25 protein-coding genes and 1 tRNA gene are annotated in these 24,329 nt (G+C 64.6%); 21 read left to right on the top strand and 5 right to left on the bottom strand.

From position 1 onward, the window contains the following. Positions 1-148: 148 nt before the first annotated feature. From AWC27_RS27765 to AWC27_RS27750, 4 genes are all read right to left on the bottom strand, one after another. The gene (locus AWC27_RS27765) at positions 149-337 is read right to left on the bottom strand and encodes a hypothetical protein (protein ID WP_085673874.1); all 189 of its coding nucleotides are present in this window, start codon (positions 335-337) and stop codon (positions 149-151) included. Beyond that, complete coding sequence (locus tag AWC27_RS27760; protein WP_085673872.1) at positions 334-513, bottom strand: hypothetical protein; 180 nt, start codon at positions 511-513, stop codon at positions 334-336. The genes AWC27_RS27765 and AWC27_RS27760 overlap by 4 nt, the downstream gene beginning before the upstream one ends. A gap of 13 nt (positions 514-526) precedes the next feature. Then, positions 527-1,288 carry a hypothetical protein gene (locus AWC27_RS27755; RefSeq protein WP_085673870.1) on the bottom strand — a complete coding sequence of 254 codons (762 nt, stop codon included), beginning with the start codon at positions 1,286-1,288 and terminating at the stop codon, positions 527-529. 102 nt (positions 1,289-1,390) lie between these two features. Next, entirely contained in the window at positions 1,391-1,657 is a 267-nt protein-coding gene (locus AWC27_RS27750) for a helix-turn-helix domain-containing protein (RefSeq protein ID WP_139837261.1), read from the bottom strand. Between the two features lie 354 nt (positions 1,658-2,011). Between AWC27_RS27750 and AWC27_RS27745 the strand changes: the two genes are divergently transcribed. Then, positions 2,012-3,157, top strand: coding sequence for a tyrosine-type recombinase/integrase (locus AWC27_RS27745; protein ID WP_342744612.1), 1,146 nt, complete (start codon positions 2,012-2,014; stop codon positions 3,155-3,157). Between the two features lie 72 nt (positions 3,158-3,229). On the opposite strand, the gene AWC27_RS27740 is transcribed toward AWC27_RS27745, so the two are convergent. Beyond that, positions 3,230-3,305: transfer RNA gene (locus tag AWC27_RS27740), tRNA-Arg, on the bottom strand. A gap of 114 nt (positions 3,306-3,419) precedes the next feature. On the opposite strand from AWC27_RS27740, the gene argS reads away from it, so the two are divergent. From argS to AWC27_RS27635, 20 genes are all read left to right on the top strand, one after another. Next, positions 3,420-5,072, top strand: coding sequence for an arginine--tRNA ligase (gene argS / locus AWC27_RS27735; RefSeq protein ID WP_085673864.1), 1,653 nt, complete (start codon positions 3,420-3,422; stop codon positions 5,070-5,072). Positions 5,073-5,152: 80 nt separating this feature from the next. Beyond that, on the top strand, positions 5,153-6,487 hold the full coding sequence (lysA, locus tag AWC27_RS27730; protein WP_245847559.1) for a diaminopimelate decarboxylase: 1,335 nt from the start codon (positions 5,153-5,155) through the stop codon (positions 6,485-6,487). 3 nt (positions 6,488-6,490) lie between these two features. Further along, positions 6,491-7,816, top strand: a complete 1,326-nt coding sequence (locus tag AWC27_RS27725; protein WP_085673860.1) for a homoserine dehydrogenase — start codon at positions 6,491-6,493, stop codon at positions 7,814-7,816. After that, the gene (gene thrC / locus AWC27_RS27720; protein WP_085673858.1) at positions 7,813-8,895 is read left to right on the top strand and encodes a threonine synthase; all 1,083 of its coding nucleotides are present in this window, start codon (positions 7,813-7,815) and stop codon (positions 8,893-8,895) included. Before AWC27_RS27725 ends, thrC begins: the two co-directional genes overlap by 4 nt. Beyond that, entirely contained in the window at positions 8,895-9,839 is a 945-nt protein-coding gene (gene thrB, locus AWC27_RS27715; protein WP_085673856.1) for a homoserine kinase, read from the top strand. The genes thrC and thrB overlap by 1 nt, the downstream gene beginning before the upstream one ends. Positions 9,840-10,113: 274 nt before the next feature. Beyond that, positions 10,114-11,973 carry a transcription termination factor Rho gene (gene rho / locus AWC27_RS27705; RefSeq protein WP_085673854.1) on the top strand — a complete coding sequence of 620 codons (1,860 nt, stop codon included), beginning with the start codon at positions 10,114-10,116 and terminating at the stop codon, positions 11,971-11,973. Between the two features lie 98 nt (positions 11,974-12,071). Further along, a complete protein-coding gene (rpmE, locus tag AWC27_RS27700; RefSeq protein WP_085673852.1) occupies positions 12,072-12,323 on the top strand; it encodes a 50S ribosomal protein L31 in 252 nt (83 codons plus the stop codon). A gap of 90 nt (positions 12,324-12,413) precedes the next feature. Continuing rightward, the gene (gene prfA / locus AWC27_RS27695) at positions 12,414-13,490 is read left to right on the top strand and encodes a peptide chain release factor 1 (RefSeq protein ID WP_083113409.1); all 1,077 of its coding nucleotides are present in this window, start codon (positions 12,414-12,416) and stop codon (positions 13,488-13,490) included. Continuing rightward, positions 13,487-14,338 carry a peptide chain release factor N(5)-glutamine methyltransferase gene (gene prmC, locus AWC27_RS27690; RefSeq protein ID WP_085673850.1) on the top strand — a complete coding sequence of 284 codons (852 nt, stop codon included), beginning with the start codon at positions 13,487-13,489 and terminating at the stop codon, positions 14,336-14,338. The genes prfA and prmC overlap by 4 nt, the downstream gene beginning before the upstream one ends. Next, positions 14,331-14,984: an L-threonylcarbamoyladenylate synthase gene (locus AWC27_RS27685; RefSeq protein ID WP_085673848.1), complete on the top strand. Its 654-nt coding sequence runs from the start codon at positions 14,331-14,333 to the stop codon at positions 14,982-14,984. Before prmC ends, AWC27_RS27685 begins: the two co-directional genes overlap by 8 nt. Before the next feature lie 14 nt (positions 14,985-14,998). After that, positions 14,999-16,201, top strand: coding sequence for a UDP-N-acetylglucosamine--decaprenyl-phosphate N-acetylglucosaminephosphotransferase (gene rfe, locus AWC27_RS27680; protein WP_085673846.1), 1,203 nt, complete (start codon positions 14,999-15,001; stop codon positions 16,199-16,201). Positions 16,202-16,428: 227 nt separating this feature from the next. Beyond that, positions 16,429-16,890: an ATP synthase subunit I gene (locus AWC27_RS27675; protein WP_085673844.1), complete on the top strand. Its 462-nt coding sequence runs from the start codon at positions 16,429-16,431 to the stop codon at positions 16,888-16,890. Continuing rightward, positions 16,883-17,635 carry a F0F1 ATP synthase subunit A gene (gene atpB / locus AWC27_RS27670; RefSeq protein ID WP_085673842.1) on the top strand — a complete coding sequence of 251 codons (753 nt, stop codon included), beginning with the start codon at positions 16,883-16,885 and terminating at the stop codon, positions 17,633-17,635. Before AWC27_RS27675 ends, atpB begins: the two co-directional genes overlap by 8 nt. Before the next feature lie 34 nt (positions 17,636-17,669). Next, positions 17,670-17,915 carry a F0F1 ATP synthase subunit C gene (locus tag AWC27_RS27665; RefSeq protein WP_003406686.1) on the top strand — a complete coding sequence of 82 codons (246 nt, stop codon included), beginning with the start codon at positions 17,670-17,672 and terminating at the stop codon, positions 17,913-17,915. Between the two features lie 9 nt (positions 17,916-17,924). Next, positions 17,925-18,440: a F0F1 ATP synthase subunit B gene (locus AWC27_RS27660; protein ID WP_085673841.1), complete on the top strand. Its 516-nt coding sequence runs from the start codon at positions 17,925-17,927 to the stop codon at positions 18,438-18,440. 16 nt (positions 18,441-18,456) lie between these two features. After that, positions 18,457-19,797: a F0F1 ATP synthase subunit B/delta gene (locus AWC27_RS27655; RefSeq protein ID WP_085673839.1), complete on the top strand. Its 1,341-nt coding sequence runs from the start codon at positions 18,457-18,459 to the stop codon at positions 19,795-19,797. Between the two features lie 60 nt (positions 19,798-19,857). Beyond that, entirely contained in the window at positions 19,858-21,528 is a 1,671-nt protein-coding gene (gene atpA / locus AWC27_RS27650; protein ID WP_085673837.1) for a F0F1 ATP synthase subunit alpha, read from the top strand. Between the two features lie 6 nt (positions 21,529-21,534). Further along, the gene (locus AWC27_RS27645) at positions 21,535-22,452 is read left to right on the top strand and encodes a F0F1 ATP synthase subunit gamma (RefSeq protein ID WP_085673836.1); all 918 of its coding nucleotides are present in this window, start codon (positions 21,535-21,537) and stop codon (positions 22,450-22,452) included. Between the two features lie 25 nt (positions 22,453-22,477). Further along, positions 22,478-23,926, top strand: coding sequence for a F0F1 ATP synthase subunit beta (gene atpD, locus AWC27_RS27640; protein WP_083113419.1), 1,449 nt, complete (start codon positions 22,478-22,480; stop codon positions 23,924-23,926). Between the two features lie 33 nt (positions 23,927-23,959). Further along, on the top strand, positions 23,960-24,325 hold the full coding sequence (locus AWC27_RS27635) for a F0F1 ATP synthase subunit epsilon (protein WP_085673834.1): 366 nt from the start codon (positions 23,960-23,962) through the stop codon (positions 24,323-24,325). Positions 24,326-24,329 lie beyond the last annotated feature (4 nt).

Genomic DNA, 24,329 nt, shown 5'->3' with positions numbered 1-24,329 from the left:
ATCGCCTCGCCCCGCCTCGCCCCGCATGCCTCGCCGCGTCATCCCATGCCTTGCCCGGCCACGCCGTGCCTTGCCGGGCCGTGCCACGCCTGCCGTGCCACGCCTGGCCACGCCCGACCTCGCCGGGCCTTGCCAAGCCACGCCAACGTCATTCGCGATCACCTCCTCGCAGCGGTTCGTCGAACGATCGCGCCGTCGGTGCGGTCGTGTGCGTGCACCGGGCAACCTCGTTGTCGCCCACGTCGATCCAGCCGTTCACGTCGCACAGCCGGCACGCAGCGATCGCTGCTGCCCGGGCGGCGGCGCTGTCGGCTGGCGGTGGCGCGGCGTCGGTCATCGAGCGGCCCTGCTCACGTCGTCGTCGTCGTGGATCCTCCTCAGCCACCGGTCAACCGCGATGTGACAGGCCGGGTGCTGGTGGACTTCGAGCCGGTAGTCGTACGGGCGGCCGCAAACGCCGCATCCCCACCACAGTTCGAGTTGGTCGGGATCGGCATCTCGTTTGGCGGTCATGGGTCCTCGGGGGTTATGCGGTGTTGTAGCGGTCCATGTCGGCAGTGTGGTTGCAATTGACGACACCGTCGCCAAGGTCGATCTGGCCGTACTCGTCGCATCGCCGACACGCCTTGATCGCGGCTGCCCGGGCCTGATGCTCCTTCCGTTTTCGTACGGGTTCTCGCTCCTTCCATGCCTCATGGAGGACGCGGAAGCTGCCACAGTCCCTGCACTTCTCGCTGGTGCCGATCGGGTGCCGTGGGCAGAATCGCGGCGGCTCGGGATCGTCGCCGTTGCTGTTTGCGGATTGCTCAGGGGTTGGCGGGTGCGCGTCGCGCGCCTTGCGTGCGCGCGCTTCTCCACCCTTCTCCAGGGTCTCTATAAGAGGTGCATTTGACCGTACGGTCACACCCATTTGACCGTTTGGGCAGATGGAGTTGCCCGTGTGGTCAAATGGCATGTCGCATTTGACCGTGCGGTCAAATGGCATGTCAGAGGCAGTTTCCGCGGCGACTCGGTACGCCAACGTTCGATCACCGTACGGCGCGAAATTCTTTGCTACGACCGCATCGCCGAGCTTGACCAATGCCCCTATGACGACCTTCGCAGTGACCCCGATCTCCGCGCCCATGTCGGCGTACGACACCCGCCACCACCGGTAGCCCTCAGCCTCGAAGCGACCAGGCCCCTCCGACTCGCAGCGGTATTTGATATGCGCGAGCACGGTGGCCGCGGCCAGGCCGTATCGCTCGATCTCGTCAGGCACGGTGCGGATGAACTCTGGCCGCCTCATGGCGCGCCTCGTTTGGCGGGATCGCCCGCGCCGCTTGGCATGTCGCGGCCGCGGCCTTGTCGGCCGGCCGCGATCGCGATAGCTTGGGCGGGATCTCGTTGATCAGATGGCGGCCCGGCCCTTGTGCCGGGTCGTCGTCGTATCAGGGGCATGATCCGCTTCCACAGCAGCCGCCTGGGCGGCCTGGGTGAGCCGGTCGACGTAATCCAGAATGCTTTGCGTCACAATGAAAGAGCGCCGACCTACAGAGACGCGGGTGATCTTGCCCTCGTTGGCCAGGCCCCACACTTTCGTTCGGCCGACCCCGCCGAGCATCGCCCCCGCCTCGGCCTGCGTCACTAGCAATGGTTGTTTGTTGTCCTCTGTCACGTCGCGGCCTTCTCGTGTTTCGTGGTGTTCGTGCAACAGCGATAGTACGATTTAGCAACGGGAATGCAAGCGGGCTGGATCAGAGTGGGTGAGGTGTCACCAGACGCCGGGTGACCTGTCTACCAACGTATTTCGAGGTGGAGCGATGTCGCATCCGAAAGGTGCACGTCGCGCCTGCTGGAAGTGGTAGCAAACTCACCGCGCGTTTGGTGACACCTCACCCACCACGTTGGTAGAGTCCTCACCCCACGTGAGGCGACGGTAGAAAGGGCAGCGAATGAAGAATCGTGCCAACGCAAGGCGTGATCCAAGATGACTAGGCGGCAGCTCCCCCCACAGATCAAGAAAGTCACTGTGGCCGACCGCAAGACGGGCAAAACCGTTGCGCGATACCAGGTTACGGTCGACGCCGGTAGCGACCCGATCAGCGGCCGGCGTCGACAGGTGCGCCGCCGGTTCAAGACGGAGCGGGAGGCGCGCGAGGAGCTTGGCAGGATCACCGAGCAGACCACCGCCGACACGTTCGTTCCGCGCAAGGCGGTGACGGTGGAGCAGTTGTGCACCGACTGGCTGGCGTCACTGCATAACGCCCGCCCGACCACGGTCAACGCCTACACGTACACACTGGCCCCGCTGCGCGAGCGTCACGGCGACTTGACGGCCCAGAAGTTGACGCGTGCAGACCTCGACAAGCTGCTCGTCGACCTTCGCGACGGCGGCACGTTGACGGCCAAAGGTCACCCGCGCCGGCCGTGGCTGCCGCGGTCGCTGAACAAGGCGGTCGACACGTGGCGCGCGGTCCTCGCGTATGGCGTCGAGCGCCGGGAGCTTTCACACAATGTCGCCGCGTCGATGCGCAAGGCTGCGCGCGTGCACCGGGAGATGGCGACATACACACCCGCCGAGATTCGCCGCGTGCTGCGCGCCGCCGACAAGGACCGCAACGGACACCTGTGGTACCTCGCTTTGAGCGGCCTACGCCGCGGTGAGATCGCCGGGCTGAGGTGGTCGGACATCGACCTCGACGCCGGGACGATCAGCATTGCGCGCAACCGGGTGCAGGCGGGTGCGGGCACGGTCGTCGAGGGCGATCCGAAAACGCTGTCGTCGCGCCGGGTGCTGCCGCTCGACGAGGGCCTGGTCGGCGTTCTCAAACGGGCGTCGGCGCGCTCCGCGGAAGAACGGCTGTCGCTCGGGCCAGCGCACGCCGATAGCGGCTACGTGGCGTGCAACGCGATCGGCGAGCCATACACGCCCGACGCGATCACGCGAATGTGGATCAAGCTCGCCAAGGCGGCCGGTGTGCGCCCGATCCGGCTGCACGACGCCCGCCACTCGTGCGGGACCGCGATGCACCTGCGCGGCGTGCCGCTGGCCGTGATCGCGAAGTGGCTGGGCCATGCCGACGCCTCGATCACGGCGCGCCTGTACGCCCACAGCCAGGACGACGCGTTGAAGGACGCCGCGAGGAGTTTGGGCGCAGTTGTGACAACGTCGTGACACGGAGGCCGTTTTGGGCCCGAGCCGCTTCGAGGGCGATTCGCAAAGATGCAGGTCAGAGGGTGTTTTGGGTGGTGCCCCCGGTAGGATTCGAACCTACGGCCTTCTGCTCCGGAGGCAGACGCTCTATCCCCTGAGCTACGGGGGCGCACTGGAAACATGCTGCGCCATTGGGCCCGCCCAGAGTAGCGCATCACGGTAACCGGCCCGCCACCGCGATGGATTCGAAGCGGGAGCACCCCAGCCAATAGGATGGACGCTCGTGACCCCCGCCGACCTCGCTGAGCTGCTCAAAATCACCGCCGCTGCGGTGCTGGCCGAGCATGACCTCGACGTGTCGGCGTTGCCGCAGACGGTCACGGTGGAACGTCCGCGTAGCCCCGAACACGGCGACTACGCCAGCAACCTGGCGCTGCAACTCGGCAAGAAGGTCGGTGCAAACCCGCGTGAGCTGGCCGGATGGCTCGCCGAGGCACTGACCAAGGCGGACGGCATCGCCTCGGCCGAAGTGGCCGGACCCGGCTTCATCAATATGCGTCTGGAAGCCTCGGCGCAGGCCAAGATCGTCAACGACGTCATCGGCGCTGGCCAAACCTACGGCAACTCCCACCAGTTGACCGGTCACAAGGTCAACCTGGAATTCGTCTCGGCCAACCCCACCGGGCCCATCCACATCGGCGGAACCCGCTGGGCCGCGGTCGGCGACGCGCTGGGCCGCCTCCTGACCACCCAGGGCGCCGACGTGGTCCGCGAGTACTACTTCAACGACCACGGCGCCCAGATCGACCGCTTCGCCAACTCCCTGGTCGCCGCGGCCAAGGGTGAACCGCCCCCGGAAGATGGCTACGCGGGCACCTACATCTCCGACATCGCCGCGCAGGTTCTGCAGAAGGCGCCCGACGCCCTCGACCTCCCCGAAACAGAGATGCACGAGACCTTCCGCGAAATCGGCGTCGACTTGATGTTCAGCCACATCAAGGAATCGCTCCATGAGTTTGGCACCGACTTCGACGTCTACACCCACGAAGACTCGATGCACACCAGTGGCCGCGTCGATCAAGCAATCACGAAACTGCGCGAAACCGGCAACATCTACGAAAAGGATGGCGCAACTTGGTTGCGCAGCAGCGCTTTTGGCGACGACAAGGACCGCGTCGTGATCAAGAGCGACGGCAAGCCCGCCTACATCGCCGGTGATCTCGCCTACTACCTGGACAAGCGGGAACGCGGTTTCGACCTGTGCATCTACATGCTCGGCGCCGACCATCACGGCTACATCGCCCGGCTCAAGGCCGCCGCAGCGGCGTTCGGCGAGGACCCGGCCACCGTGGAGGTGCTGATCGGGCAGATGGTCAACCTGGTGCGCGACGGCCAGCCGGTCCGGATGAGCAAACGGGCCGGCACCGTCATCACCCTGGACGACCTGGTCGAGGCCATTGGTGTCGATGCCGCGCGCTACAGCCTGATCCGCTCCTCGGTGGACACCCCCATCGACATCGACCTGGCCTTGTGGTCCTCGGCGTCGAACGAAAACCCGGTCTACTACGTGCAATACGCGCATGCCCGGCTCTCGGCGCTGGCCCGCAACGCCGCCGAACTCGGACTCATCGCCGACACCAGCCACCTCGAGCTGCTCAGCCACGACAAAGAGGGCACCCTGCTGCGCACCATCGGCGACTTCCAGAAGGTGCTCAAAACCGCGGCGGCCTTAAGAGAACCGCACCGGGTGTGCCGCTACCTCGAAGACATCGCCGGCGACTACCACCGGTTCTACGACTCGTGCCGAGTACTGCCCCAGGGCGATGAGCAGCCTACCGATCTGCATATCGCGCGTCTTGCGCTGTGCCAGGCCACCCGCCAGGTCATCGCCAACGGACTGGCAATACTCGGCGTCACCGCCCCGGAGCGGATGTGAACGTTCACCCCGCCGGTCCCCGGCACGCCGAAGACACCCGCCCCGCCGCCGGCCCGTCACGCCCGCAGTCTGCCGATGAACTGCTGAATCTGGCATCAAATGTATGGCCGCGCAATACAATTCGTGATGAGACCGGTGTGGCCAGCATCGCCGGGGTGAAACTGACCGATCTGGCTCAGCAGTACGGCACGCCGCTATTCGTCATCGACGAGGACGACTTTCGCGCGCGCTGCCGCGAGACCGCCGCAGCATTCGGCGGGGGAGCCAACGTGCACTATGCCGCAAAAGCCTTCCTGTGCACCGAAATAGCGCGCTGGATCGACGAAGAGGGCCTCTCTCTCGATGTGTGCACCGGCGGTGAGCTGGCCGTCGCACTGCACGCAAACTTTCCGCCAGAGCGAATCACCTTCCACGGCAACAACAAATCGGTGGCCGAACTCAACGCCGCGGTAAAAGCCGGCGTCGGCCACGTTGTGGTCGATTCGATGCTCGAAATCGAGCGCCTCGACGCCATCGCGGGCGAAGCCGGCGTAGTCCAAGACGTGCTGGTGCGTCTCACCGTCGGAGTCGAGGCGCACACTCACGAGTTCATCTCCACCGCGCACGAAGATCAGAAGTTCGGCCTGTCGATCGCCAGCGGTGCGGCCATGGCGGCGGTGCGCCGGGTCTTTGCCGCCGATCACCTGAGACTGGTCGGCTTGCACAGCCACATCGGTTCGCAGATCTTCGACGTCGCCGGCTTCGAGATCGCCGCACACCGGGTCATCGGGCTGCTGCGCGACATCGTCGGCGAGTTCGGCGCGGAAAAGACCGCACAAGTGTCGACCATCGACCTTGGCGGCGGACTTGGCATCTCGTACCTGGCGCCCGATGATCCACCGCCGATCAGCGAACTGGCGGCCAAGTTGAGTGCCATCGTGAGCAACGAATCGGCGGCTGTCGGCCTGCCCGTACCCAAGCTCGTGGTCGAGCCCGGACGCGCCATCGCCGGCCCCGGCACCGTCACACTGTACGAAGTCGGCACCGTCAAAGACGTCGACATCAGTGCCACGGCCAACCGGCGCTATGTCAGTGTCGACGGCGGCATGAGCGACAACATCCGCACTGCACTCTACGACGCGCAGTACGACGTCCGGCTGGTCTCACGGCTCAGCGACGCTCCCGCCGCGCAAGCCCGTGTCGTTGGAAAGCATTGTGAGAGCGGCGATATCGTCGTGCGCGACACCTGGGTGCCCGATGACCTACAACCGGGCGACCTGGTCGCAGTCGCCGCCACCGGCGCCTATTGCTATTCATTGTCGAGCCGTTACAACATGATTGGCCGTCCGGCAGTAGTCGCCGTCAAAGCGGGAAAGGCTCGCCTGGTCCTGCGCCGGGAGACGGTTGACGATCTGTTGAGTCTGGAGGTGAGGTGACCCGTGCCCGGTAATGAAAAGCCAGTGGGCGTAGCGGTACTCGGGTTGGGCAACGTCGGCAGCGAAGTTGTCCGCATCATCGAGGACAGCGCCGACGATCTCGCGGGCCGCATCGGCGCCCCGCTGGTGCTGCGCGGCGTCGGAGTGCGCCGTGTCGCGGCCGACCGCGGTGTGCCGATCGAGTTGCTCACCGACAACATCGAAGAACTGGTCACACGTGACGACGTGGACATCGTCGTCGAGGTGATGGGTCCGGTGGAACCGTCACGCAAGGCGATCCTGGCCGCACTCGCGCACGGTAAGTCCGTCGTCACAGCGAACAAGGCGTTGCTCTCGACGTCCACCGGCGCATTGGCCCAGGCCGCCGAAAGTGCGCATGTAGACCTGTATTTCGAGGCGGCCGTCGCCGGGGCGATCCCGGTCATCCGCCCGCTCACGCAGTCGCTGGCCGGTGACACCGTGCGGCGGGTGGCCGGAATCGTCAACGGGACCACCAACTACATCCTCTCCGAAATGGACAACACCGGCGCCGACTACGAAAGCGCCCTGGCCGACGCGAGCGCCCTGGGCTATGCCGAAGCCGACCCCACCGCGGACGTCGAAGGCTATGACGCCGCCGCCAAAGCCGCGATTCTGGCCTCGATCGCCTTCCACACCCGGGTGACCGCCGACGACGTCTACCGGGAGGGCATCACCAAGATCACCCCGGCCGACTTCGAGTCGGCCCGCGCGTTGGGTTGCACCATCAAGCTGCTGTCCATCTGTGAGCGGATCACCACAGACGAAGGACAGCAACGTGTTTCGGCCCGGGTCTACCCGGCCCTGGTGCCGCTGACCCATCCGCTGGCGACGGTCAACGGCGCCTTCAACGCCGTGGTGGTCGAAGCCGAAGCCGCCGGGCGGCTGATGTTCTATGGCCAGGGCGCCGGCGGCGCACCCACCGCATCTGCGGTAACCGGAGACCTGGTGATGGCCGCCCGCAACCGTGTTCTAGGGAGTCGTGGACCGCGTGAATCCAAGTACGCGCAATTGCCGGTAGCACCAATGGGTTTCATTTCCACCCGCTACTACGTCAGCATGAACGTCGCCGACAAGCCAGGCGTATTGTCGGCGGTCGCTGCCGAATTCGGTAAGCGCGAGGTCAGCATCGCCGAGGTGCGCCAGGAGGGTGTAGTCGACGATGGCGGCAACCGGGTGGGCGCCCGGATCGTGGTGGTCACCCACACCGCTACCGACGCTGCGCTGTCGGAAACCGTTGAAGCGCTTGCGGATCTAGATGCCGTGCAGGCCGTGACGAGCGTGCTGCGACTGGAAGGAACCGGTTTATGAGCGCCCCCCACACGGCCGTCCATCACCCTTGGCCGGGTGTGATCGCCGCATACCGGGACCGCCTGCCGGTCGGCGACGACTGGACCCCCGTCACGCTGCTCGAAGGTGGCACGCCGCTGATCGCTGCCCCCCGGCTCTCCAAGCAGACCGGTTGCACCATCCACCTCAAAGTGGAGGGCCTCAACCCCACCGGCTCCTTCAAGGACCGCGGCATGACGATGGCGGTTACCGATGCGCTGGCCCGCGGGCAGCAGGCGGTGTTGTGCGCGTCGACCGGGAACACCTCGGCCTCGGCGGCGGCCTACGCCGCGCGGGCCGGAATTACCTGTGCGGTACTCATTCCGCAGGGCAAGATCGCCATGGGCAAGCTGGCTCAGGCGGTAATGCACGGCGCCAAGATCATCCAGATCGACGGCAACTTCGACGACTGCCTGGAACTGGCGCGCAAGATGGCCGCCGATTTTCCGACGATCTCGCTGGTCAACTCGGTCAACCCGGTGCGCATCGAGGGGCAGAAAACCGCCGCGTTCGAAATCGTCGACGCGCTGGGCACCGCACCCGACGTGCACGCCCTTCCGGTGGGCAACGCCGGCAACATCACCGCCTACTGGAAGGGATACACCGAGTATCACCGCGACGGCGTGATCGAGAATCTGCCGCGGATGCTGGGCACGCAAGCCGCGGGCGCGGCGCCGCTGGTGCTCGGCGAACCGGTGAGCCATCCCGAGACGATCGCCACCGCGATCCGCATCGGCTCACCCGCCTCGTGGACCTCAGCCGTCGAAGCCCAACAGCAGTCCAAGGGCCGCTTCCTGGCCGCTACCGACGAAGAAATCCTGGCGGCCTACCATCTGGTGGCCCAGGCCGAAGGCGTCTTCGTCGAGCCGGCGTCGGCTGCCAGCATCGCGGGCTTGCTCAAAGCCGTTGACGACGGCTGGGTGGCCCGCGGGTCGACGGTGGTCTGCACGGTAACCGGCAACGGCCTCAAGGACCCCGACACCGCTCTCAAGGACATGCCCAAAGTGTCGCCGCTGCCGGTCGATCCGGTCGCCGTCGTGGAACAGTTGGGGCTTACCTAGTGGCGTTGAAGCTGCCCGCCGGACTCGTGGCGAGTGCCGTCGTATCGGCATCCAGTGCCAATCTGGGCCCGGGTTTCGACAGTCTCGGACTGGCGCTTCACCTCTGCGACGAGATCGTCGTGGAGACAACGGCTTCCGGCTTGCAGGTGCAGGTCGAGGGGGAGGGCGCCGACCAAGTTCCACTGGGCCCAGATCACCTGGTGGTGCGCGCGATCCAACATGGGCTGCGGGCGGTTAACGTCAGCGCGGACGGTTTGGTGGTGCGCTGCCGCAACGACATCCCGCACTCCCGCGGTCTGGGCTCCTCCGCGGCCGCCGTGGTCAGCGGACTTGCCGCGGTCAATGGACTTGTTGCGCAAACGGATTCGAGGCCCCTGACTCCGGAGCAGCTGATCCAGCTGGCCTCCGAGTTCGAGGGGCATCCCGACAACGCCGCGGCTGCTGTCCTAGGCGGTGCGGTGGTTTCCTGGACGGACCTCAGTACGGGACGACCCGCCTACTTCGCGGCACCGTTGCGTCTCCATCCCGATATACACCTGTTCTGTGCGATACCCGAGGAGCGGTCGTCCACCGCGGAGACCCGGGTGCTGTTGCCCGAGCAAGTCAGTCACGAGGATGCGCGGTTCAATGTCAGCCGCGCCGCATTGCTGGTCGTCGCGCTTACCCAACGGCCCGATCTACTCATGGCGGCCACCGAAGACGTGCTTCATCAGCCCCAGCGTGCGCCGGCGATGCCGGCCTCGGCGGAATATTTACGTCTGCTACGGCGTCATAACGTGGCAGCAACGCTTTCTGGGGCCGGTCCTTCGCTGATCGCATTGGCCACTGAGCCAGAGTTGCCCCCAGAAGCGGTGCACTACGGAGCTGCAAATGGATTCACCATCACTGCGATGACCGCCGGCGACGGAGTTCGCTGGAGCCCCGGAGTCACAGTTCCCAGTTAATCCACAGCGTGGCGGACGGGTTTGCTTGCTTCCGGCCAGGAAGCGGGCTATCCTCGGAGCCGTCCAGCAATCGCAGCATCTGCATCTGCAAACAACTGCCATGCCGCTAGGACAACACCAATTCTTCTCGTGGACGAGGTTCGCCGTCTTCGCCGACCCAGGCGATCACCGTTGCACAGTCGACCATTGGGTGCACTCGGCAATTTGGCTGAATGCTCGGCCAATGCAAGAACCCCTCGCATGACGTGATCAGCGGGGGAAAGAAAGGAAATCCGTGACTGATACGGACCTCATCACGGCTGGCGAAGGAACCGACGCCGAAAAGCAGTCGGATTCCGCCACCACAGATACTTCGGATGTTAAATCCAATCCAGAGGCAAAGGCCAGCGCACCAACCGGCTCACTGTCCACCATGGTGCTGCCCGAACTGCGGGCCTTGGCTAATCAAGCCGGCGTCAAGGGCACGTCGGGAATGCGCAAGAACGAGCTGATCGCCGCGATCCAGGAAATCCGGGGGAAGGCCAACGGCGTCTCGGCCCCCGACACCGCGAAGGACTCCGGCGACACCCCGAAGGACTCCGGCCAGCAAGACTCGGCCCCGCAAGAGGCTCCTAAAGAAGCCACCCAAGAGGCTCCCAAAGAGGCCGCCGCCGAGGCTGAGAAGCCCACTCAAGAGGCCGCCGAGCAGGAGGGCCGCAGTGATTCATCGGGTGAGGCGCCCCGCCGGGAACGGCGCACAGCCAATCGCGAGTCCGGATCACCCGCCGAGGGCACTGAAGCTCGCCAGCAACGCGACGACAAGTCCGACGAGCGTGCAACCGACTCCGGCGACCAGGGCGGCGACCAGCAAAGTTCAGGACAGCAATCCCGCGGCGGTGACGACGACGGTGAGGGACGCCAGGGCCGGCGGGGACGCCGCTTTCGTGACCGTCGTCGCCGCGGTGAACGCACCGGCGAAGGCACCGAGGCCGAACTGCGTGAAGACGACGTCGTCCAGCCGGTAGCCGGCATCCTCGACGTCCTGGACAACTACGCCTTCGTTCGCACCTCCGGCTACCTGGCCGGCCCGCACGACGTCTACGTGTCCATGAATATGGTGCGCAAGAACGGTTTGCGCCGCGGCGACGCGGTGACCGGCGCGGTCCGGGTGCCCAAGGAAGGCGAACAGCCCAACCAACGGCAGAAGTTCAACCCCCTGGTGCGTCTCGACAGCATCAACGGCGGATCGATCGAAGACGCCAAGAAGCGGCCCGACTTCAGCAAGCTGACACCGTTGTATCCCAATCAGCGGCTTCGCCTGGAAACCACAAGCGAGCGGCTGACCACCCGCGTCATCGACCTCATCATGCCGATCGGCAAGGGCCAGCGGGCCCTGATCGTGTCGCCGCCCAAGGCCGGTAAGACCACGATCCTGCAGGACATCGCCAACGCGATCACCCGCAACAACCCGGAATGCCATCTGATGGTCGTGCTTGTCGACGAGCGGCCTGAAGAGGTCACCGACATGACTCGCTCGGTCAAGGGCGAGGTCATCGCCTCGACGTTCGACCGTCCGCCCTCAGACCACACCTCGGTCGCCGAGCTGGCTATCGAGCGCGCCAAGCGGCTGGTGGAGCAAGGCAAGGACGTCGTGGTGCTGCTCGACTCGATCACCCGGCTGGGCCGCGCCTACAACAACGCCTCGCCGGCATCGGGCCGAATCCTGTCCGGTGGTGTCGACTCGACCGCGCTGTACCCGCCGAAGCGTTTCCTGGGTGCCGCCCGCAATATCGAGGAAGGCGGGTCGCTGACCATCATCGCCACCGCGATGGTCGAGACCGGATCTACCGGTGACACGGTCATCTTCGAGGAGTTCAAGGGCACCGGCAACGCCGAGCTCAAGCTGGACCGCAAGATCTCTGAGCGTCGGGTGTTCCCCGCGGTTGACGTCAACCCGTCCGGCACCCGTAAGGACGAGTTGCTGTTGTCGCCCGACGAGTTCGCCATCGTGCACAAGCTGCGCCGGGTGCTGTCCGGGCTGGACTCCCACCAGGCCATCGACCTGCTGATGTCGCAGCTGCGCAAGACGAAGAACAACTACGAGTTCCTAGTCCAGGTGTCCAAGACGACACCGGGCAACATGGACAACGATTAACCCACAGCCGGGAATGCCCGAGCCCATCCCGGTGTTTTGGGGTGACAGTAATTGACCTGGCATAATCGAGCCTCGACTTCAGGATCGAAGAGGACAAAATGAAGACTGAGATTCATCCCGCCTACGAGGAAACCACCGTGGTGTGCGGGTGTGGCAACACGTTCGAGACTCGTAGCACGAAGCCCGGTGGGCGCATCGTGGTCGAGGTTTGCTCGCAGTGCCACCCGTTCTATACAGGCAAGCAGAAGATCCTCGACAGCGGTGGCCGCGTGGCGCGCTTCGAGAAGCGATACGGCAAGCGCAAGGTCGGAGCCGACAAGGGCTCTGAAACCAGCCAAGCCGACAAATAGCTTGCTTGCCGACGCCCGAACTGTGCCCGATGTTGCACAGGCCGGGCGTCGGTTGGTGTTTGGGGTAAAGAGCGCGGCAGGAGGTGGGACATGACGCAGCCCGTGCAGACGATTGACGTCCTGGTTGCCGAGCATGCCGCGTTGGAGCAGGCGCTTGCCGATCCCGAGCTGCACAGCAAGCCCGACGAGGCGCGCAAAGCCGGACGCCGGTTCGCCCGATTGGCACCGATCGTCGCCACCCATCGCAAGCTGGTGTCCGCGCGCGAAGACTTGGAAACGGCGCGCGAATTGGCCGCCGACGACGACTCGTTCGCAGAGGAGGTCACCGACCTGGAGGCGCGGGTGGCCGAACTGGACACCCAGCTCACCGACATGCTGGCACCGCGCGATCCGCACGACGCCGACGACATCGTACTGGAAGTCAAATCCGGTGAGGGGGGCGAGGAATCGGCGTTGTTCGCCGCCGACCTGGCCAGGATGTACATCCGATACGCCGAGCGGCACGGCTGGACGGTGACGGTGCTGGACGAAACCACCTCGGATCTCGGCGGTTACAAGGACGCAACGCTGGCCATCGGCAGTAAAGGGGATAGTGCCGACGGGGTGTGGTCGCGGATGAAATTCGAGGGCGGAGTGCACCGGGTCCAAAGGGTCCCGGTGACGGAATCCCAAGGCCGCGTGCATACTTCGGCCGCCGGTGTGCTGGTCTACCCCGAGCCCGAAGAGGTCGGCGAGGTGCAGATCGACGAATCGGATCTGCGCGTCGACGTCTATCGGTCGTCCGGCAAGGGCGGCCAGGGTGTCAATACCACCGACTCCGCGGTGCGAATTACTCACTTGCCCACTGGGATTGTGGTCACTTGTCAAAACGAACGATCGCAGCTGCAGAACAAGACCCGGGCGTTGCAGGTGCTGGCCGCGCGACTGCAGTCGCTGGCCGAGGAGCAGGCGTTGGCCGACGCTTCGGCGGATCGCGCTAGCCAGATCCGCACGGTGGACCGCAGCGAACGTATTCGCACCTACAACTTTCCGGAGAACCGGATCACCGATCACCGCATCGGTTTCAAGGCGCACAACCTCGACCAGGTCCTCGACGGCGACCTGGATGCGCTGTTCGACGCACTCGGCGCCGCCGACAAGCAATCCCGGCTGCAACAGCAGACATGACGAAACTGCGGCACGCGATCGACTCTGCGACAGCAACTCTCGCGGGCGCCGGCGTCGACTCCGCGCGTTTTGATGCCGAACAGTTGGCCGCGCACTTGGCCGGCACCGAACGCGGCCGGTTGCCGCTGATCGAAACACCGAACGAAGAGTTCTTCAGGCGTTACCGAGAGATCGTCGAAAAGCGATCGCACCGAGTGCCGTTGCAGCATCTCACCGGGACGGTGTCCTTCGGGCCGGTGGAGCTGAACGTCGGCCCTGGCGTGTTCATCCCACGGCCGGAGACCGAGGCCATATTCGAATGGGCTACCGCGCAACAACTTCCGACACAGCCGGTGATCGTCGACGTGTGTACTGGATCGGGCGCGTTGGCGGTTGCGCTGGCAGTCCACCGCCCGCACGCGCGAGTCCTCGCCGTCGACGACTCCCGGGCTGCCCTGGAATACGCATGCCGCAACGCCGCGGGCACCGGGGTGGAACTACTGCAGGCCGACGTCACCGCAGGGGCTCTGCTACCCGAACTCGACGGCCTGGTCGATCTGCTGGTCGCCAACCCGCCCTATGTTCCCGACGGAACGCCCCTGGAACCTGAAGTCGCACAGCATGATCCGGCCCACGCGGTGTTCGCCGGCCCGGACGGAATGGCGGTGATCCCGGCCATCGTCGGGCTCGCCGCGCGCTGGCTGCGTCCTGGTGGCCTGTTCGCCGTCGAGCATGACGACACCACGTCGGACCTAACTGTCGAAACCATCAGCAGCACAGATCTTTTCGACGACATAGCGGCACACAACGATCTCGCCGGACGGCCCAGATTCGTGACGGCCCGAAGGAGGCCCGGCCGACATGGCTGAAATGTACGACTGCGCTGACCCCGACCAACGCTCGCGCGGAATCGAGGCCGCCGCGGGGATGCTCAAAGCCGGCCGGCTGGTGGTCATGCCCACCGACACCGTGTACGGCATCGGAGCCGACGCCTTCGACAGTGTCGCGGTCGACGCGCTGTTGGCCGCCAAGGGCCGGGGCCGCGACATGCCGGTCGGGGTGCTGGTCGGCTCCTGGCACACGATCGAGGGCCTGGTGTATTCGATGCCCGACGGTGCGCGCGACCTGATTCGCGCATTCTGGCCGGGCGCGCTGAGCCTGGTAGTGGTGCAGGCGCCGTCGCTGCAGTGGGATCTCGGCAATGCCTACGGCACCGTGATGCTGCGAATGCCGTTGCACCCGGTGGCCATCGAGCTGTTGCGCGAAGTGGGGCCCATGGCTGTTTCCAGCGCCAACGTCTCCGGCCAACCGCCGGCCGTCGACGTCGACGAAGCACGCCGGCAGCTCGGCGACCTCGTCGACGTCTATCTCGACGGCGGTCCCGCGGCCCAGCAGGCCGCCTCGACGATCGTTGATCTGACCGGAGCAACGCCGCGGGTGCTGCGACCCGGGCCGGTCAGCACCGAGCGGATCGCCGAAGTGCTAGGCGTGGACGCCGCGAGTCTGACCGCGTGAAGTAGGGTCTCGAGGTGTCCAGCGATGTGGCCAGCGTTGCCGGTGGTCTGCTCGCCCTGTCTGATCGCAGCGCCGGTGTTCCATTACGCGAGCTCGCGTTAGTCGGATTGACCGCGGCGATCATCACCTATTTCGCGACCGGGCCGGTGCGGGTCCTGGCAACCCGCTTGGGGGCCGTCGCCTATCCCCGGGAACGGGATGTGCACGTCAAGCCGACCCCCCGGATGGGCGGCCTGGCGATGTTCCTCGGTGTCGTCGCGGCCGTCTTCCTGGCTTCCCAGCTTCCGGCTCTGACGCGCGGCTTCGTGTATTCCACCGGTATGCCCGCGGTACTCGTAGCCGGAGCGGTGATCATGGGAATCGGCCTGATCGACGACCGGTGGGGACTGGACGCGCTGACGAAGTTCGCGGGTCAGATCACCGCGGCCAGCGTGCTGGTCACCATGGGTGTCGCCTGGAGTGTCCTCTATATCCCCATCGGTGGCGTCGGAACCATCGTGCTGGACCAGGCGTCCTCGATCCTGCTTACCCTGGCGCTGACCGTGTCGATCGTCAACGCAATGAACTTCGTCGACGGTCTGGACGGACTGGCCGCCGGCCTGGGTCTCATCACGGCGCTGGCCATCTGCATGTTCTCGGTGGGTCTGCTTCGTGACCACGGCGGCGACGTCCTCTATTACCCGCCGGCGGTGATTTCGGTGGTGCTTGCCGGTGCCTGCCTGGGCTTTCTGCCGCACAACTTCCACCGGGCCAAGATCTTCATGGGCGACTCCGGTTCCATGCTGATCGGTTTGATGCTCGCCGCTGCTTCCACGACGGCTGCAGGCCCGATCTCGCAGAACGCCTACGGCGCCCGTGATGTGTTTGCTCTGCTGTCGCCGTTCCTGCTGGTGGTGGCCGTGATGTTCGTACCGATGCTGGACTTGCTGCTGGCGATCGTGCGCCGCACCCGCGCGGGCCGCAGTGCGTTCAGCCCGGACAAAATGCACCTGCATCATCGGTTGCTGCAGATCGGCCACTCGCATCGCAGGGTGGTGCTGATCATCTATCTCTGGGTGGGCATCGTCGCCTTCGGGGCGGCGAGCACGATCTTCTTCGACCCGCGCCATACCGCCGCGGTGATGCTGGGGGCGATTTTCGTCGCGGGCATCACGACGGTGATCCCGCTGCTGCGCCGCCGCGACGACGAGGAAGACGACGACTACGACAGCGAGTAGTAGTGGTCCCGGCGCTGTGGTACGGTGCAGCTAGAACCCCGAAATAAACCTCGCGGGTTGCCGGCCACCCGGCCCGTCGGACCCGTTTCCGAGCGCGCCGGATTACGACCGACACAGGGAGCTACCCCTTGGGTGATTCCAGCGCGACCCTTGCGATACGCTCGGCGGGCCACCGATCAGTCGATCGGGCGGTTCCCGCTCCACCGACCTGGGATTGAGGTGCTGCAGTGACGACACCAGCGCAGGACGCGCCGTTGGTGTTTCCCGCTGTTGCCTTTCGTCCGGTACGCCTCTTTGTGATCAGTGTCGGGCTGACGGCGGTGGCGATGCTGGCCGCCGGCTTCGCCGGGCACCTCATGGTCGGGGTTTTCTTCGGTATCGGGCTGCTACTGGGTTTGCTCAACGCGCTGTTGGTCCGGCGTTCCGTGGAGACGATCACCGCCAAAGAGCATCCGATGAAAAGCTCTATGGCGCTGAACTCGGCGTCACGGCTGGCGATCATCACCATCATCGGGCTGATCATCGCCTTCATTTTCCGGCCCGCCGGGTTGGGTGTCGTTTTCGGACTTGCGCTGTTCCAGGTGGTGCTGGTGATATCAACCGCCCTGCCGGTCTGGAAGAAGCTGCGCAGCGGCGACCCGGCGGCGGAATCGGAAGGGACGGAAGTGAGGAACACCAGCGATGACTGAGTCGATCCTGGCCGCCCAGATCGAGGTCGGCGAGCACCACACGGCCACCTGGCTCGGGATGACCGTCAACACCGACACCATCCTGTCGACAGCGATCGCCGGGTTGATCGTCATCGCGCTGGCCTTCTATCTGCGCCGCAAGGTCACCTCGACCGACGTACCGGGTGGGGTGCAGTTGTTCTTCGAGGCGATCACCATTCAGATGCGCAACCAGGTCGAGGGTGCCATTGGTATGCGGATCGCACCGTTCGTGCTGCCGCTCGCGGTCACCATCTTCGTGTTCATCTTGATCTCCAACTGGCTGTCGGTGCTGCCGCTGCAGTACACCGAGAAGAACGGCAAGACCACCGAGGTCCTCTCCTCGGCGGCGGCCGACATCAACTATGTGCTGGCGCTGGCCCTGTTCGTGTTCGTCTGCTATCACGCGGCCGGCATCTGGCGCCGCGGCATCATCGGTCACCCGATCAAGGTCCTCAAGGGCCACGTCGCGATACTGGCGCCGATCAACGTCGTCGAAGAACTCGCCAAGCCGATCTCGTTGTCGCTCCGGCTTTTCGGCAACATCTTCGCCGGCGGGATCCTGGTTGCGCTGATCGCACTCTTTCCGCCCTATATCTTGTGGCTGCCGAATGCGATCTGGAAATCGTTCGACTTGTTCGTCGGCGCAATCCAGGCCTTCATTTTCGCATTGCTGACGATTCTGTACTTCAGTCAGGCCATGGAGCTCGAAGAGGACCACCACTAAATCGCTAGCGGAGTTATCAAGGAGGATAAGGAATATGGATCCCACAATCGCGGCCGGCGCCCTCATCGGCGGCGGACTGATCATGGCCGGTGGCGCCATCGGTGCCGGTATCGGTGACGGTGTCGCCGGTAACGCGCTGATCTCCGGCGTCGCCCGGCAGCCCGAGGCACAGGGACGGTTGTTCACGCCGTTCTTCATCACCGTCGGTCTGGTCGAGGCGGCCTACTTCATCAACCTGGCGTTCATGGCGCTATTCGTCTTCGCAACCCCCGTCAAGTAATTCGCTGCGATGGGTGACCTGAACTCTATTGTTCTGGCCTCGAGCCAGGCAGCAGAGGAAGGTGGCAAGAACAGCAACTTCCTCATACCCAACGGCACCTTTTTCTTCGTGCTGGCCATCTTCCTGGTGGTACTCGGTGTCATCGGTACTTTTGTGGTGCCGCCGATCCTGAGGGTATTGCGGGAACGCGATGCGATGGTTGCCAAGACGGCCTCCGACAACAGGAAGTCGGCTGAGCAGTTCGCCGCCGCCGAGTCCGATTACGAAGAAGCCATGAAGGAAGCTCGCGTTCAGGCGGGGTCGTTCCGTGACAACGCCCGTACCGAGGGCCGCAAGGTCATCGATGACGCGCGCGCCCGTGCCGAGCAGCAGGTGGCATTGACAGTGCAAATTGCCAGCGAGCAATTGAAGCGGGAGAGGGACGCCGTGGAAATGGATCTGCGCGCCAACGTTGGAAACATGTCGGCCACGCTGGCCAGTCGGATCCTCGGTGTCGACGTCAGCCAATCAGCTGCGACGAGGTAGACGAGGTAGCTGAACAATGTCGACTTTCATCGGACAGTTGGTGGGCTTCGCGGCCATCGTGTTGCTGGTGTGGCGTTATGTGGTGCCACCGGTGCGCCGGCTGATGACCGCCCGGCAAGAAACGGTGCGTCAGCAGTTGAAGGATTCGGCCGACGCCGCCAAGCGGCTCACCGAATCGACTACGGCGCACAGCAAGGCCGTACAAACCGCCAAGGAGGAAGCCGAGCGCCTCGTCGAAGAGGCCAAGGCCGATGCCGAGCGCATCACCGAGCAGTTGCAGGCGCAGGCCGAAGTCGAGGCGGAACGCATCAAGGTGCAGGGCGACCGTCAGGTCGAGCTGTTGCGGGCACAATTGACCCGTCAGCTCCGACTCGAGTTGGGCCATGAATCAGTGCGCCAGGCAGGCGAATTGGTGCGCAACTACATCGCCGACGACCAGCAGCAGTCGGCTACCGTCGATCGGTTCCTCGACGAGCTCGATGAAATGGCGCCGCAGGCGGTTGATGTCGAATACCCGCTACAGGCAAAGATGCGCTCGGCGAGCCGGCGGGCGTTGGCCGGCCTGGTGGGTCGATTCGACACCATAGCCAAGGACCTCGACACCAACGGTCTGTCGACGCTGGCCGACGAGCTGGTCTCGGTGGCCAAGCTGCTGGACAACGAAATCGTCGTCACGCGTTATCTCACTGTGCCCGCGGAAGATTCGGCACCCCGGGTCAAGTTGATCGAACGTCTGCTGAACGGCAAGGTCGGTGATGCCACGCTGGACGTGATGCGCGCCGCTGTCTCTGAACGCTGGTCGGCGAACTCCGATCTGGTTGATGCAATAGAGCACGTCTCCCGGCAGGCCTTACTCGAAGTCGCCGAACGTGACGGCAAGGTCGACGAAGTCGAAGACCAGTTGTTCCGGTTTTCCCGCATTCTCGACGCCCAGCCCCGCCTCGGGATTCTGCTGGGCGAATACACGAGCCCCGCCGAGGGCCGGGTCGGCTTGCTGCGCAAGGTGCTGGAAAGCTCGAGCGCCAGGGTCAACCCGGTAGTCGTGTCCCTGCTGTCGCACACAGTCGAGCTGCTCAGGGGTGAGCCGGCCGAAGAGGCCGCGCTGTTCCTTGCCGAAGTCGCGGTGGCCCGGCGCGGCGAAGTCGTGGCCCAGGTCAGCGCCGCCGCTGAGCTCAGCGACGCACAGCGCACACGCGTCACAGATGTCCTCAGCCGCATCTACGGTCATCCGGTGGCGGTCCAGCTGCAGATCGACGACGAGCTGCTGGGTGGCCTTTTGATCTCGGTCGGCGACGAGGTGATCGACGGCACGCTCAAGTCCCGGTTGGCCGCTGCCGAAGCCCAATTGCCGGATTAAGCCCCACTGAAACACCCGAACTAGTCATCACCAAACCCCGAAGTAGGAAGACGAAAAGCCATGGCCGAGTTGACAATCTCCGCTGATGACATTCAGAGCGCGATCGAAGAGTACGTAGGTTCCTTCACCTCGGACACCGCTCGCGAGGAGGTCGGCAGCGTCGTCGATGCCGGGGACGGTATCGCGCATGTCGAGGGTCTGCCGTCGGTGATGACCCAGGAGCTGCTCGAATTTCCCGGCGGCGTGCTCGGCGTCGCCCTCAACCTCGATGAGCACAGCGTCGGCGCGGTCATCCTCGGTGACTTCGAGAACATCGAAGAAGGCCAGCAGGTCAAGCGCACCGGCGAAGTCCTTTCGGTACCGGTGGGCGACGGCTTCCTGGGCCGCGTGGTCAACCCGCTCGGCCAGCCGATCGACGGGGGCGGCGACATCGACACCGATATCCGCCGGGCATTGGAGCTGCAGGCACCGTCGGTGGTGGAGCGGCAGAGCGTGAAAGAGCCGCTGCAGACCGGCATCAAGGCGATCGACGCGATGACCCCGATCGGCCGTGGTCAGCGTCAGCTGATCATCGGCGACCGTAAGACCGGCAAGACCGCGGTCTGCGTCGACACTATTCTGAACCAGCGGCAGAACTGGGAAACCGGCGACGAGAAGAAGCAGGTGCGCTGCGTATACGTGGCCATCGGCCAGAAGGGCACCACGATCGCGTCGGTTAAGCGCGCGCTGGAAGAAGGCGGCGCGATGGACTACACCACGATCGTCGCTGCCCCGGCTTCGGACTCCGCCGGGTTCAAATGGCTTGCGCCTTATACGGGTTCGGCGATTGCCCAGCACTGGATGTACGAGGGCAAGCACGTGCTGATCGTGTTCGACGACTTGACCAAGCAGGCCGAGGCGTACCGCGCGATTTCACTGCTGCTGCGCCGTCCGCCCGGCCGCGAGGCTTACCCGGGCGACGTCTTCTATCTGCACTCGCGGTTGCTCGAGCGCTGCGCCAAGTTGTCCGACGAGCTGGGCGGGGGCTCGCTGACCGGGCTGCCGATCATCGAGACCAAGGCCAACGACATTTCGGCCTACATTCCCACCAACGTCATCTCGATCACCGACGGCCAGTGCTTCCTGGAAACCGACCTGTTCAACCAGGGTGTCCGCCCCGCCATCAACGTCGGTGTGTCGGTGTCCCGGGTGGGTGGTGCCGCGCAGATCAAGGCAATGAAGGAGGTGGCCGGCTCGCTGCGTCTGGACCTGTCCCAGTACCGCGAACTGGAAGCCTTCGCAGCATTTGCTTCTGACCTGGATGCCACATCGAAGGCACAGCTGGAGCGCGGTGAGCGGCTGGTGGAGTTGCTCAAGCAACCGCAATTCCAGCCGATGCCCGTTGAGGAGCAGGTGATTTCGATCTTCTTGGGCACCGGCGGTCACCTGGACTCGGTGCCGGTCGAAGACGTCAAGCGATTCGAATCCGAGATCCTTGACCACATGCGAGCTTCCGAGGAGAAGTTCCTCGAAGGCATTCGTAAGACCCAGAAGCTTTCTGAGGAAGACGAAGAGAAGCTGGTCGAAATCATCAAGCACTTCAAGAAGGGCTTCGCCGCCAGTGGCGGCGGCTCGGTGGTGCCCGATGAGCATGTCGAGGCGATGGACGAGGACGAGGTCGGCAAGGAATCCGTGAAGGTCAAGAAGGAAAAGCCCAAGGACAAGGATTCCAAGAAGAAGGACAAGAAGTAGCTAACAATGGCTGCCACACTTCGCGAACTACGCGGTCGGATTCGCTCGGCGGGGTCGATCAAGAAGATCACCAAGGCCCAGGAGCTGATCGCTACATCGCGCATCGGTAAGGCGCAGGCTCGGCTGGAATCCGCGCGGCCCTATGCATTCGAGATCACCAGGATGCTCACCACTCTGTCCGCCGAGGCTGCTCTGGACCATCCGCTGCTGGTCGAGCGGGCCGAACCGAAGCGGGCCGGCGTACTGGTGGTGTCGTCCGACCGTGGTCTGTGCGGCGCATACAACTCCAGCATTTTCCGTCGCTCCGAAGAGCTGTTCTCCCTGCTGAGGGAGGAAGGAAAGCAGCCGGTTCTGTACACAGTGGGCCGTAAGGCGCTGAACTACTTCAAGTTCCGCAACTGGAACATCACCGAGTCCTGGACGGGTTTCTCCGAGCAGCCCAAGGCCGAGAACGCCGCAGAGATTGCCGAGACCTTGGTCGAAACGTTCATGAAGGGCGCGGGCGAGGAGGATAGTCCCTCCGATGAGGACCAGGGTGTTGACGAATTGCACATCGTCTATTCGGAGTTCAAGTCGATGATGTCGCAGACGGCGGTGGCCCACCGGATCGCTCCGCTGGTGGTGGAGTACGTCGAGGAAGACACCGGGCCGCACACGCTGTACTCGTTCGAACCGGATGCGACGACGCTCTTCGAGGCGCTGCTGCCGCGGTATCTGACCACCCGTGTCTACGCGGCGCTGCTGGAGTCGGCGGCATCGGAGTTGGCCTCACGCCAACGCGCGATGAAGTCGGCCACCGACAACGCCGACGACCTCATCAAAGCCCTGACGCTGGAAGCAAACCGCGAGCGTCAGGCCCAGATCACCCAGGAAATCAGCGAAATCGTCGGTGGCGCAAATGCGCTCGCCGACGCCGCTAAGTAATAGGCCCACGAGGAAGCGAAAGACTATGACTGCCACAGCCGAAAAGACCGACAAGACAAACTCGGACACCAGCGGTCGCGTCGTTCGGGTCACCGGACCCGTCGTTGACGTCGAGTTCCCGCGTGGATCCGTCCCAGAGCTGTTCAACGCGCTGCACGCGGAAATCAAGTTCGAGGCGCTTGCCAAGACCCTGACGCTTGAGGTGGCTCAGCACCTGGGTGACAACCTGGTGCGCACGATCTCGTTGCAGCCCACCGACGGACTCGTGCGCGGCGTCGAGGTCACCGACACCGGCAACTCGATTTCAGTGCCGGTCGGTGAGGCGGTCAAGGGCCACGTGTTCAACGCGCTGGGGTACTGCCTGGACAAGCCGGGATACGGAGAAGACTTCGAGCACTGGTCGATTCACCGCAAGCCGCCGGCCTTCGAGGACCTGGAGCCTCGCACCGAGATGCTCGAAACCGGTCTTAAGGTCGTCGACCTGCTGACTCCCTACGTGCGTGGTGGCAAGATCGCCCTGTTCGGTGGTGCCGGCGTCGGCAAGACGGTGCTCATCCAGGAGATGATCAACCGTATCGCTCGAAACTTCGGTGGCACTTCGGTATTCGCCGGGGTGGGGGAGCGCACCCGCGAGGGCAACGACCTCTGGGTCGAGCTCAAGGAAGCCGATGTGCTCAAAGACACCGCGCTGGTGTTCGGTCAGATGGACGAGCCGCCCGGCACCCGTATGCGGGTCGCGCTGTCCGCGCTGACAATGGCCGAGTGGTTCCGTGACGAGGCCGGACAGGACGTTCTGCTGTTCATCGACAACATCTTCCGGTTCACCCAGGCCGGTTCGGAGGTCTCCACGCTGCTCGGTCGTATGCCGTCGGCGGTGGGGTACCAGCCCACCCTGGCCGACGAGATGGGTGAACTGCAGGAGCGCATCACTTCGACGCGCGGCCGGTCCATCACGTCGATGCAAGCGGTGTACGTGCCCGCCGACGACTACACCGACCCCGCACCGGCGACCACGTTCGCCCACCTGGACGCCACCACGGAACTCTCCCGGTCGGTGTTCTCCAAGGGTATCTTCCCGGCCGTGGACCCGCTGGCGTCCAGCTCGACCATCCTGGACCCCAGCGTCGTGGGCGACGAGCACTACCGCGTCGCGCAGGAAGTCATTCGAATCCTGCAGCGCTACAAGGACCTTCAGGACATCATCGCCATTCTCGGTATCGACGAGCTGTCCGAAGAAGACAAGCAGCTGGTCAACCGGGCGCGACGCATCGAGCGGTTCCTGTCGCAGAACATGATGGCGGCCGAGCAGTTCACCGGTCAGCCCGGTTCGACGGTTCCGGTCAAGGAGACCATTGAAGCGTTCGACCGCTTGACCAAGGGCGACTTCGACCACGTGCCCGAGCAGGCCTTCTTCCTGATCGGTGGCCTCGACGACTTGGCCAAGAAGGCCGAGAGCTTCGACGTCAAGCTCTAAAGAGGATCCTGCAGAGGCGAAAGGTGGTGTGGCATGGCCGAATTGAACGTTGAGATCGTGGCTGTCGATCGGAAGATCTGGTCGGGAGAGGCGACGTTTCTCTTCACCCGCACCACCGTTGGCGAGATCGGCATTTTGCCCCACCACATTCCGTTGGTAGCGCAGCTGGTCGACGACGCGATGGTCCGGGTGGCGCGCGAAGGCGATGACGATCTTCGCATCGCGGTGGACGGCGGGTTTCTTTCGGTAACCGAAGACGGCGTCAGCATCCTTGCCGAGTCCGCCGAGTTCGAGAAGGACATCGACGAGCACGCCGCCAAAGAGGACGCCGAGTCCGATGACCCGAAGATCGCCGCCAGGGGCCGCGCCAGATTGCGCGCCGTCGGCGCGATCGACTAAGTAA

This window comes from Mycobacterium szulgai, assembly GCF_002116635.1.
Classification (GTDB): Bacteria; Actinomycetota; Actinomycetes; order Mycobacteriales; family Mycobacteriaceae; genus Mycobacterium; species Mycobacterium szulgai.
This window is presented reverse-complemented; position numbering and strand designations above follow the sequence as displayed.

Coding starts and splice junctions, on each gene's coding strand:
- atpA (WP_085673837.1), top strand. CDS start 19,858: ATGGCCGAGTTGACAATCTCCGCTGATGACATTCAGAGCGCGATCGAA.
- thrC (WP_085673858.1), top strand. CDS start 7,813: ATGAGCGCCCCCCACACGGCCGTCCATCACCCTTGGCCGGGTGTGATC.
- rpmE (WP_085673852.1), top strand. CDS start 12,072: ATGAAGACTGAGATTCATCCCGCCTACGAGGAAACCACCGTGGTGTGC.
- atpB (WP_085673842.1), top strand. CDS start 16,883: ATGACTGAGTCGATCCTGGCCGCCCAGATCGAGGTCGGCGAGCACCAC.
- AWC27_RS27660 (WP_085673841.1), top strand. CDS start 17,925: ATGGGTGACCTGAACTCTATTGTTCTGGCCTCGAGCCAGGCAGCAGAG.
- atpD (WP_083113419.1), top strand. CDS start 22,478: ATGACTGCCACAGCCGAAAAGACCGACAAGACAAACTCGGACACCAGC.
- AWC27_RS27655 (WP_085673839.1), top strand. CDS start 18,457: ATGTCGACTTTCATCGGACAGTTGGTGGGCTTCGCGGCCATCGTGTTG.
- prfA (WP_083113409.1), top strand. CDS start 12,414: ATGACGCAGCCCGTGCAGACGATTGACGTCCTGGTTGCCGAGCATGCC.
- AWC27_RS27760 (WP_085673872.1), bottom strand. CDS start 513: ATGACCGCCAAACGAGATGCCGATCCCGACCAACTCGAACTGTGGTGG.
- AWC27_RS27635 (WP_085673834.1), top strand. CDS start 23,960: ATGGCCGAATTGAACGTTGAGATCGTGGCTGTCGATCGGAAGATCTGG.
- AWC27_RS27645 (WP_085673836.1), top strand. CDS start 21,535: ATGGCTGCCACACTTCGCGAACTACGCGGTCGGATTCGCTCGGCGGGG.
- AWC27_RS27665 (WP_003406686.1), top strand. CDS start 17,670: ATGGATCCCACAATCGCGGCCGGCGCCCTCATCGGCGGCGGACTGATC.
- AWC27_RS27755 (WP_085673870.1), bottom strand. CDS start 1,288: ATGAGGCGGCCAGAGTTCATCCGCACCGTGCCTGACGAGATCGAGCGA.
- AWC27_RS27765 (WP_085673874.1), bottom strand. CDS start 337: ATGACCGACGCCGCGCCACCGCCAGCCGACAGCGCCGCCGCCCGGGCA.
- prmC (WP_085673850.1), top strand. CDS start 13,487: ATGACGAAACTGCGGCACGCGATCGACTCTGCGACAGCAACTCTCGCG.
- AWC27_RS27685 (WP_085673848.1), top strand. CDS start 14,331: ATGGCTGAAATGTACGACTGCGCTGACCCCGACCAACGCTCGCGCGGA.